The organism is Calditrichota bacterium (assembly GCA_013151735.1).
Classification (GTDB): Bacteria; Zhuqueibacterota; JdFR-76; order JdFR-76; family BMS3Abin05; genus BMS3Abin05.
The window spans coordinates 1-10,219 of sequence record JAADHR010000210.1; the positions used below are offsets into that span (position 1 = coordinate 1).

General features: G+C 47.8%; 5 protein-coding genes. 3 read left to right on the top strand and 2 right to left on the bottom strand.

Translation table 11 applies throughout. The features are described 5' to 3' along the window. Positions 1–257 precede the first annotated feature (257 nt). On the bottom strand, positions 258–4,133 hold the full coding sequence (locus GXO76_15185) for a T9SS type A sorting domain-containing protein (protein NOY79195.1): 3,876 nt from the start codon (positions 4,131–4,133) through the stop codon (positions 258–260). A gap of 639 nt (positions 4,134–4,772) precedes the next feature. Then, positions 4,773–5,303 carry a BON domain-containing protein gene (locus tag GXO76_15190; protein NOY79196.1) on the bottom strand — a complete coding sequence of 177 codons (531 nt, stop codon included), beginning with the start codon at positions 5,301–5,303 and terminating at the stop codon, positions 4,773–4,775. A 453-nt stretch (positions 5,304–5,756) separates the two neighbouring features. Here GXO76_15190 and GXO76_15195 point away from each other — a divergent pair, with 453 nt between their 5' ends. The 3 genes from GXO76_15195 (at position 5,757) to GXO76_15205 (ending at position 10,099) form a co-directional block, all read left to right on the top strand. Then, the gene (locus GXO76_15195) at positions 5,757–6,560 is read left to right on the top strand and encodes an HAD-IIA family hydrolase (protein ID NOY79197.1); all 804 of its coding nucleotides are present in this window, start codon (positions 5,757–5,759) and stop codon (positions 6,558–6,560) included. A gap of 75 nt (positions 6,561–6,635) precedes the next feature. Then, the gene (locus GXO76_15200; protein ID NOY79198.1) at positions 6,636–7,157 is read left to right on the top strand and encodes a hypothetical protein; all 522 of its coding nucleotides are present in this window, start codon (positions 6,636–6,638) and stop codon (positions 7,155–7,157) included. Between the two features lie 95 nt (positions 7,158–7,252). Then, positions 7,253–10,099 (top strand): alpha-mannosidase, encoded by a 2,847-nt coding sequence (locus GXO76_15205; GenBank protein NOY79199.1) that lies wholly within the window; start codon positions 7,253–7,255, stop codon positions 10,097–10,099. Positions 10,100–10,219: the final 120 nt, after the last annotated feature.

Genomic DNA, 10,219 nt, shown 5'->3' on the forward strand with positions numbered 1-10,219 from the left:
TTGGTGCTTCGCAAACACTAAAAATCCCCTCTAAAAAGAGGGGTGGTCTGCCAAAGGCAGATCGGGGTGTGTAACTCTATGTTTTGAAAAATGATGACAAAAATAAGATTGGAGAAAAGAAAAAAACAGACACACCCCTAAATCCCCTCTTAATAGAGGGGACTTTTGTATGGTCAAACCTTTTGCCCTCCTGACTCGAGGGTCAGAAAAAGAAAAGGCTGCCCGTAACAGGCAGCCCTCTTTTTATTTACCTGTACTTATCGCAGAAGCACGATCTTTTTGTTCTGATGAAAGTTCTTCGCACGCATTTGAATAAAGTACATGCCGCCGCCAACTTCCCGCCCATCCTGATCGCAGCCATTCCACACGGCTTTGTACAGGCCGGGTTTCCGAATGCCGTCAAACAGCGTCGCAACCTTTTGCCCCAGTAAATTGTAAACGGTGATTTCAACGTGAGACCTCTCCGGTACGGTGTACGGAATGGTCGTTTCCGGGTTGAATGGATTCGGATAGTTTTGCTTCAAGCCAAAGGTTTTGGGTGCGTCGTAGGTAACCTCAATTTCTTTGGAATAGGTAACGGCACCGCTCAGGTCAATCTGTTTCAGACGATAAAAATACCGCCCGATGCTCGCGTTCGAATCTACAAATTCGTACAAATGAGGATCGGAACTCGTTCCCTGTCCCTTGACAAATCCGATTTTCTGCCACGTGCTTTTGGAGGCTTCAGCTCGTTTTTCGATATCGAAACCAAAGTTCTGGCTTTCCGTGACCGTCGTCCAATGGAGAAAAACCTGTCCGTTTGAAACTGTCGCTGAGAAGTCCGATAATTCAACCGGAAGCGTGTTGTCGGCGCCAGGTGTACCGTATTCGGTAGCGCCAGGGTCCCATCCGTGGGAAGTTGTCGATGTCATCCATTGGCTGGGCAAACACCCGTCTCCTGGCGGCATGACGCGGATCATCGAGCGAAAGCGCAAACTGTCCCCGGCAAAGGGCATTTCTCCATTTCCAGCTTCGTCTACCAAAACGGCACCGTAATTTATCGGATTTTTCGTGAACAGCTTTAACAAAAGGTGATGCCGATCCATTTGCAATTTTTTGCTCACAAGATTTGGTCGTACGGCAATCTGTGAGCTGTCTGCTGGAAAATAGCTGATCAAATAATAGCCGTACGGAGGAATAACACTGCTGTCCGGGAAAATAATGGCCCGAAGGGTATCCATGGGATTGGGAACGGCCAAGGCCCATCCGGAGATGGCAATGGGGTCTGCAGTCATATTTTTCAATTCGACCCATTGATCTGCAGGACTCCGTGTGGACCCCATCCACATAATTTCATTAATGATCACCGAACCAATCAGCTTGTTTCGGAGAGTAAAGTTTATCTCCAAATCACTTCCCTGCTGGAGAGTCACAACCGTGGCGGAGTCCGATGTACTCACACCCTGCCAGTATTGAGCATCCCACACGCCACTTGGGTCAAACGCCCGGAAAATGTACGTTCCAATCGGAAGATTGTTAAATTCGAAATAGCCATCGTACCAGGAATACGCAAAAATTGTATCCTGGCCGGTTGTGGAGATGGCCTCTATCGTCATATTCTCCAGTCCCGTATGGTCACTTGAGGTAACCCTGCCATAAACGTGAGCTGTTTTCTGTAAAATAGCAGAAATATTCTTGACGGTGTCGCCTGTAACCACAACGACGGTATCCGCATTCGAAAAATCATATTTCCCATTCCAGATTTGGGATTGATAACCAAACGGCGCCTCAAAACTCACAAAATAATTTCCGGGAGGCAGGGGGTCACTCACATAATTTCCAGAGGAATCCGTCTGTGTTTGTCCCAATTGGCTCTGGGTGAGGGTGTAAAATTCAACCATTACCCCTGCAAGTGAGGAATCTCCACTGCTGACATGTCCCGAAATATACCCGCCTTTGACCAAATCGAAATTAATCGTATCCACGACGGCACTACTTTGAATGACCACCGGCGTCAGGTTTCCTCCCATATTCAGAAGTCCCTGATCAACATATTGATGATCAAAATACTGCCGCACGTACCCCCTTTCGCTTTCAACCCACACCATAAACGTCCCATCCTTTACATGGATGGCATAGCGTCCGGAGGTGTCGGTTGTGTCACTGCGAACGTAATCTTCCGGGAAACCGCCCATAGTATCAATTTCTCTGGCCCGAACCACCATTCCCTGAAGCGGAGCATGGGTGAACTGATCCAGCACCACCCCGGAAATGATCCCATTTTCCTGAATTTTTTCCAGGAGGAAACTCACAAAAATAGAATCTCCTGCTGCCAGGTGCAGGGTGTCCGCCTGATCCCGGGACGGCTTTAAATTATACCATTGAGGCGAAAATCCCGATGCCTGTGCCCTGATTAAGTAATCGCCCGGAACCAGACCCGGGAAACAGAATCCCTGTGTGGCGGAATCCGTTTGCGCATAAAAAGACTGCCAATTGTTTAGGTTGATTAATTCAATCTCACTTCCGGGAACGGCCACCAATTGACCATTTTCATTGGTTTGCACCTTTCCACAAATCTTTCCAAAATGGCCTAAATCCAGATTAATATATCGTGTGGTATCTCCTGCAGTCACCCACACCGTATCGGCCATCATGGGATCGATTTTTTCATTGTAAAAAATCGACTGCATTCCAAGAGAATCCAGTTGAAATTGAACCAGATAGCCTCCAGCCTCCAAAGACGGGGAAATATACACGCCATTTGAATTGGTTTCTACCGAATTCGGCCAATTAAACATAGGATTGACCGGTTGGAACTGAACCCGGATTCCCGAAACCGGGATACCATTACGGGTTACCATTCCAGTAATTGCTCCCCCCTGAACGAAATTGAAGGTAACCCTTCCCCCCGGCGGAATCATTCCCTGTGGAGTGACGGTTAAGCTGTAGCCCCGTTGTCTCATACTGTCTTCCTGTTCCCAATCCAGGTTCACCCAATATCCATTACTTAAAGAAGAAACGGAAATACTAAAATTTCCGGCCGTGTCTGAATGGGCTCTGGAATAGCCAATTAACGAATCCGACGCCTGAACACTAAAAGAGGTAGCCGGTACTTGCGTTCCGTCAATCCGAATGCTTCCGGTGATAACGGTGTCCACCGGATACAGCTGGAAATTCTCTGTGAGGCTGTCACCGGGAGCCAGGAAGAAATGCCTCGAATTGGGCATCATATAATAATGGAAGATAGTGTCTCCCCAGACCCCAACGTCTCCTTCTGTGGGAAAATCAAGGAAAAACCCAAACCGATAGTTTCCGGCCGAATCCAGATCGGTGTCCTCCGACTGCCCGTCAATGGTTTGTCTCCAGACATGCAGAGGCACAGCGGGCGCCATTCCAGTGGAAAAATCGGTTACGGTACCTGCCAAAATGGCATTGGGCGCGAGAAAGTGAAAATCAATCCCCTGGTAATTCTGAACCAAAAAGATCACGGAATCCTCCGGCACACGAATATATCCGGGAAAGGGATTTTCATCAAAACCGGTACGGATTCTCCAGTTCTGGTTAGCGGCAGTTGAATCAAAATCTATCGTGTAATGCCCGTTGGTATCGGTCAATGCACTCCAAAACGTCTGATTCGTGTCATTGTTCGCCTCCGCTTGCACGTAAATCAAAGCGGCGCTTTGACCGGGAGGAGGGGTTACCGTTCCGGAAACCGTGAAAGCAGGTGCCAGCAACGGAGTCACCCGAACATCGGAGGTATCGCTCAAACCGTTGTACGTGGCAACCATGATGTAGTGCCCGGGAGCCAATCCCGCCTTAATGGCAAACACAATGACTCCGTTTACCACACCATCGATATCAGGGGCTCCTTCTTCATTCTGCATTAAACCATCTGTTTGAGAAAACTGAACAAGCACATGATCGGTGTCCGGATCGATAAAATTGTTGTCGTTAAGATCCAGCCAAATCTGAACACCTGCCGAATCTCCCGGTGTCAGGAAAATCTGCCACGAAAGCGTGTCTCCCTGAGTCATGACGGCCCCGTGTTCCTGTCCGTTAAGAACCAAATTGAATCCCTGCGCAAAAACCTGATTTACAAAAATACCCCCTATTAATCCCAGCCACAACAACCCAATTGATACCCTTTTCATCATTGAACGTCTCCTTGCATTGGTTTTACCGATTGCAGACTCTTGCTCCTCACGCATCTGCACAAGCGTGCAGAAAGTGGAGGCACCCTTTAAACCATTTAAACTTAGCTTAAAATCCGCCGGAGGTAAAATCTTCCGTATCCGGCAGATTGGACTATTCCAACCAACAAACTGGTAATCGCACACTTTTTTGATTGAGTCGATTTTAAACGGATTGCTTCCGGAACGAAAATCACGTCTTGAGTGATCGTCTTTTTTTGAATCGTTTTACAAGGGAATTAATTTGGGGAGGAACTTGCAATATTTGAGCCACAGGACTTGAAAAAGGGGGCTGGCAGTAAAATAATCTCTTTGCGCAACATCTAAAAATACAAGATATTACATAGTACAAAAAAACAGGCTCCGGCAGCTTTTGAAAAAATCACAAACGATTGCCAAGAAACTGTGTAAATTCTGTCCACAGTGGAGGATTTTTGATCAATGATGAAGAGGCCCCCGGCACGGAAACCGGCACATAATCCGGGGAAAACAAGGGGGAGCCAGTTGCAATTTCGCCGTCCCGACGTCGCTTGGGGGCCTCAAAAAACACGTCGGGACGTCCCGAAATAATCCGTTTGATTCAAGCCGTTTTCAAAATTCCGGCTAAAAGGATTCCTTGAAATCGCTTAGTACAGGATATTCAATTTGCAGCTGATTGATGACCGAGTGAACCCCCTTTTGCCACGCCGCAATGGAAAACGCCAGCCGATTTTCTTCGTCCGAACTCACAGACCCGGTCAAAATAACCAGACCGTTAGTCACGTGTACCTGAATGTTTTTCGGATGCAAAAACAGGGCCTTCTTTTCAATATCACATAATATGGAATTGCGAATGGCCCCGTCAAACCGAAAGGGCGTTTTTACGATCAGATAATTTCGAATAACCCGAACACCCGGAACGGTTTGAATAAGATCATGCACCTTGCATTTATCCCAGTAGGTTGATACGGAACCCGTAATGGTAACGGTATCATTTTCTACAGAAAGAGTAAGCGACGCATAATGCGTTTTGGACAATACGTTGCGGAGATCGTGCCGAACGCTTGTGCTGTCAGAAGCCCAAACAGCACCCGCTCCCGCAAATCCGATCAAAACGAACACAACAATCAGTACGGTAAACATACGTCTTTTCATGGGTAATCCCTCCTATTTTTTGGGTGATCCCAAGGATGGTACCCCGACATCTCTCCTGTGGTCGATGTGAACGGTTGATTGGCTTGCAAGCGGGTTTCTCGTTCAATCTATCTATTAAGACGAAATTCCGAACAGAAGGTTTGGTTTTATTTTGGATTTTTTAACCGAAGGCAGGGTATCGACTCAACTGAAATTTTTCTAGCGGAATTAACACAATTTAAATCCCCTTTGGACCAAACAGAACCGTCCTTTATGAAATTGCATCCATTCTTGTTTATTCCCGGATTTTGGACCACACCGGATTAACGCAAATGTTTGTACTTTTTCCTTGTGATTTGGAAAAATTTTTTTTACTTTAGAACAAAATGTCAAACAAAACGTCCCCGACACGTTAGACGTGCCGGGGATTTACGAACGTAACGTGCTGAAAACCGACACGTGCGGAGACCAGTGGTGAATCCCGACGAAATTTGTCAGAAACTTCAAACGGTTCATACCTTTGTTTTGGACATGGACGGAACAATCTTCCGGGGAACCCATGTTTTTCCATTTGCCATCGATTTTCTAAATGAATTGAATCGCAGAAAAAAAAACTACATTTTTTTGTCGAACAATTCTTCAAAAAACGTTTCCGATTACAGCACCCTGCTTCAAAAAATGGGAATCTCCGTTTCTGGCGAGCAAATTTACACCTCGGCTGAAGCCACTATTGAATATTTAAAGAAGAAAGGCCTGGGCAAACGCCTTTATCTGGTCGGCACTAAAAACCTCCATGCCTCATTTCGCGGGGCGGGATTTGAGACATCATCCCCTGAACCCGATGTGGTTGTCGTGGGATTCGACACCGAACTGACGTACGAAAAACTGGACCGGGCCTGTTACTGGGTTCGCAAGGGAATTCCCTTTATCGCCACCCACCCGGACCTGAACTGTCCCGTGGAAAACGGCGAAATGAAACCGGACTGCGGGGCCATTTCGGCCGCAATCACGGCGGCAACGGGGATCACCCCAAAAGTATTGGGAAAACCCCACCGTGAAATGCTGGAGGGGCTCCTGGCACGCACGCACGTTTCCCCCGACAAAATGATTTTAGTGGGCGACCGCCTGACCACAGACATTAAAATGGGGAACGATTTCGGCATTTTCACGGTACTCGTGCTAACCGGGGAAGCGACGCGGGACGATCTGAAAACAAGCACCATTCAGCCCGATTTAATTGTTGAAAAAATTAGTGATCTGCTGATATATTTGAATTAATTTTGGAAACTCTATTTTCCGATGAAAATTATCCGACTTATATTTTTTTTGATAATTTTTTCCGCATGCGCGACAGTGTCCCACGCACAAATCCGCTCCGTGGACACTCTCCTTCGGATTGTGCACACCCAGGAAAACTGGCCCTACGTCTGGCTCAATCGTCTGGAATGGGTGAAACCCCTTCGTACGGATCCGCTGGATTCTTTAACGGTGTCTTACCAGCGCTTTTTTTTGAAGGGAATTGCTTATTTTTTCATAGTCCCTTCTTACTCATCCAGACAGGAATTTAATCAGCGAATCCAGATTTTAGAGAAGGTTGTGGATAATTGGAAAAAATCCCTTGAAGCACTTGAACAGCTTGAAAAAATGGCCCCCCGCCAAAGGGAGGAATGGGAGAGCGACTATCATCTGCTTCAACAGGCCCGTACAGCTGTTTTTAATCGTTATTTAATGGAGAAAAAAACCAAACGCTACCAGGCACAAACGTTTTCTCATCTATTTGATTTTTCAAAAACGGATACTCGTTCCGGCAAAAACGAATCGTTCATTCAAACGGTTGTCACCGAGTTTGAAAGGCAGGTTTTGAGCCATCATTGAGATCTACATGGGGACAGATTCAAGCACCCTTAAAAGGTTGCTTGAACTTTTTACGAAAACACCCCATCGACCATTTAAATTAAAGGAGTCCGAACATGCGGCTTTCGTCCCAAAAGAGGCTTTCTTTGTTGGCGTTCATCTTACTCTTATTATTTCCACCTCCCGGATTTTCCCAAACCGGGAAGGATTTTCTCCTTACAAACGCCGAAATTCACGCGCCGGATTCTGTGGCCTCCCAAATCCAACGCTTTCGGATCAGCCTTCAGACCGCACAAATCCTGCTTCGTCCTCCTGAGGAATTCTACGGAGACCAGCCGTTTGCAATCAATCTGGGAACGGCTTCCGATTCCGTTCGCAAAACGCTTTTGCCTGTTTTTCGCAAAGCGGTCGCTGCGGTAGACACCCTCTCTTTTCGCACCAAAAACTGGAACCAATTTCTGGCTTCGCTTGCCCGGGCACGGCGCATCCTAAAACCCGTTGCAGCCTTCGCAAAAACCTACACACTTTATCTGGACGGAAATGCCCACATCGACATGGCCTGGCTGTGGCGCTGGAGGGAAACAGTGGAGGTGTGCCGAAATACATTCCGCCAACAATTGAATCTGATGAATGAATTCCCGGAATACAAATACACGCAGAGTACCGCTCAGGCCTTTAAATGGATGGAAAACCGGTATCCGGGACTTTTTCAAAACATTCAGCAGCGCGTGAGCGACAAGCGCTGGGAAATGGTCGGCGGCATGGTTGTGGAAGCGGACTGCGACCTGATTGGCGGTGAATCCTGGGCAAGACAGCACCTGTACGGCAAACGCTACTTCAGAAAAAAATTCGGTGTGGACATTGACCTTGGCTGGAATCCGGATTCCTTCGGTTACAACTGGAATATGCCCCAGTTTCTTCGCCGCAGCGGGATAAAGGCCTTTCTGACCCAAAAGATCAGCTGGAATGACACCAACGTGTTTCCGTACCATTTGTTCTGGTGGGAAGCCCCCGACGGTTCGCGGGTACTGACCTATTTCCCCTTCAGCGGTTACGTGGGCGATTTGAATCTGAAAACCCTGATTCGTGACCTGCGCCTCAGCGAAGCGAATACCGGGCGGAAAGATGTGCTGGTTCTTTACGGCATGGGCGACCATGGCGGCGGCCCGGAGCGCAGCATGCTCGAACGCGTACAGATGTACCAAACGGCAACCGTTTTCCCCAGAGTCAGATTCAGCTTTGCCCGAACCTACTTCGACACGCTTTTTGCCAGCGATTTAACGCAAATCCCTGTATGGCGGGATGAGCTTTACCTGGAATATCACCGAGGCACTTACACCACGCACGGCGAAATCAAACGGAACAACCGCAAAAAGGAAATTCTTCTCACCAATTCTGAAAAACTGGCGTCGATCTCGGAGGTCTTGGGGAAACACGTTTACCGGCAGAAAGTGCTCAATCAGGCATGGTGGACATACCTTTTTAATCAATTTCACGATATTTTGCCCGGATCGAGCATCGCGCCCGTTTACAAAGATGCCATGGCTGATTATGCCGTCGTAGGGAAAAAGGCCGGGAAACAACTGCAAGCCGCCTTGCAAGCGATCTCGGGGATGATTACCACGCCTTCGAAAGGGGAACCAATCGTGGTATTCAACACCCTCTCATGGAAACGAGACGGATTGGTTCGCATTCCCTTCAAACAAAATCCCGGCAAAATCAGGGTGTTGGACACTTCAGGAAAGGAAATCCTCAGCCAGATTGTGGCCTCCCCAAAAGATGACACCCTGCTGTTCGTGGCAAAAGACATTCCCCCAATGGGATATCGCGTGTTTACCCTTCAAAAGGGCCGCGCTTCTCAAAAAAAACCAGGCGCGACCGCCCGCGCCACGTCTCTTGAAAATTCATTTTTCCGCGTCACTATCGATCCCAAAACGGGAAACATCTCACACATTTTTGACAAGCGTTCCAGGCGAAATGTATTGGCAGCCGGTGAAGAGGGTAACCGCATTCAATTGTTTGAAGACATCCCCAGAGATTACGATGCCTGGAATATCGGTTACACGGGAAAAATGTGGGAACTCAATCACCCGGACACCCTGTTCGTAAAGGAAAAAGGGCCGGTCCGGGCGGTGATCCGCATTAAGAAAAGTTTTCTGGGAGAAAGTAAAAGAAGGCGCTATCCCACCAAAACCTTTCCCTCATCTTTTTTCACACAGGACATTACCCTGTATGCGGGACTGCCGATTGTAGAGTGCCGGATGAAAGTTGACTGGTGGGAAAATCATGTTTTAGCCAAGGTTGCATTTCCGCTTTCGGTGAAAAGCCGGGTGGCCACATACGGCATTCCCTTTGCCACCATTCAGCGACCTGCCACGCGCAACAACTCCTGGGAGAAGGCCCGGTTTGAGGTCGCCGCGCAGTTCTGGGGAGACATCTCACAGAAAGATTACGGGGTGAGTCTGTTGAACGAATCAAAATACGGTTACGACGCCCTGAAGAACACACTGCGTCTCACCCTGTTGCGGTCACCGATGAGTCCCGATCCAACGGCCGATCGCGGAATCAACCGATTTAGTTACGCCCTGTACCCGCACAAGGGCACCTGGCGGGACGGACAGACCGTTTTGCGCGGGTACGAGTACAACGTCCCCCTGCTGGCCATTCGAATTTCCCCGCACAGGGGCCGTCTGCCGGAAACATTTTCATTTTTTCAGGTTCGGCCAACCACGGTTATTCTGGCGGCGATTAAAAAAGCAGAGGATTCACAGGCCCTTATTTTTCGCTTTTTTGAATCACAGGGTGTGGACACTGTGGCTACCGTCACGTTTTTCAAAGCTCCCCGAAAAATTACGGAGGTCAATTTGATTGAAGAGAATTTAAAATCCGTTCCCTTTTCAGGGAAAACCCTAAGATTCCCGATTTCTCATAACGAGATTCGATCATTCAAAATTGACTTTTAAACATTGATAGTAACAGCACTATTTTGGTAAATATTTTTCTCTGTGGCTCTCTGTGTCATTCATCTGGAGTTACACAGAGCACAGAAATTATTTGAGACAGATTCAAGCGAATGCGTTTTG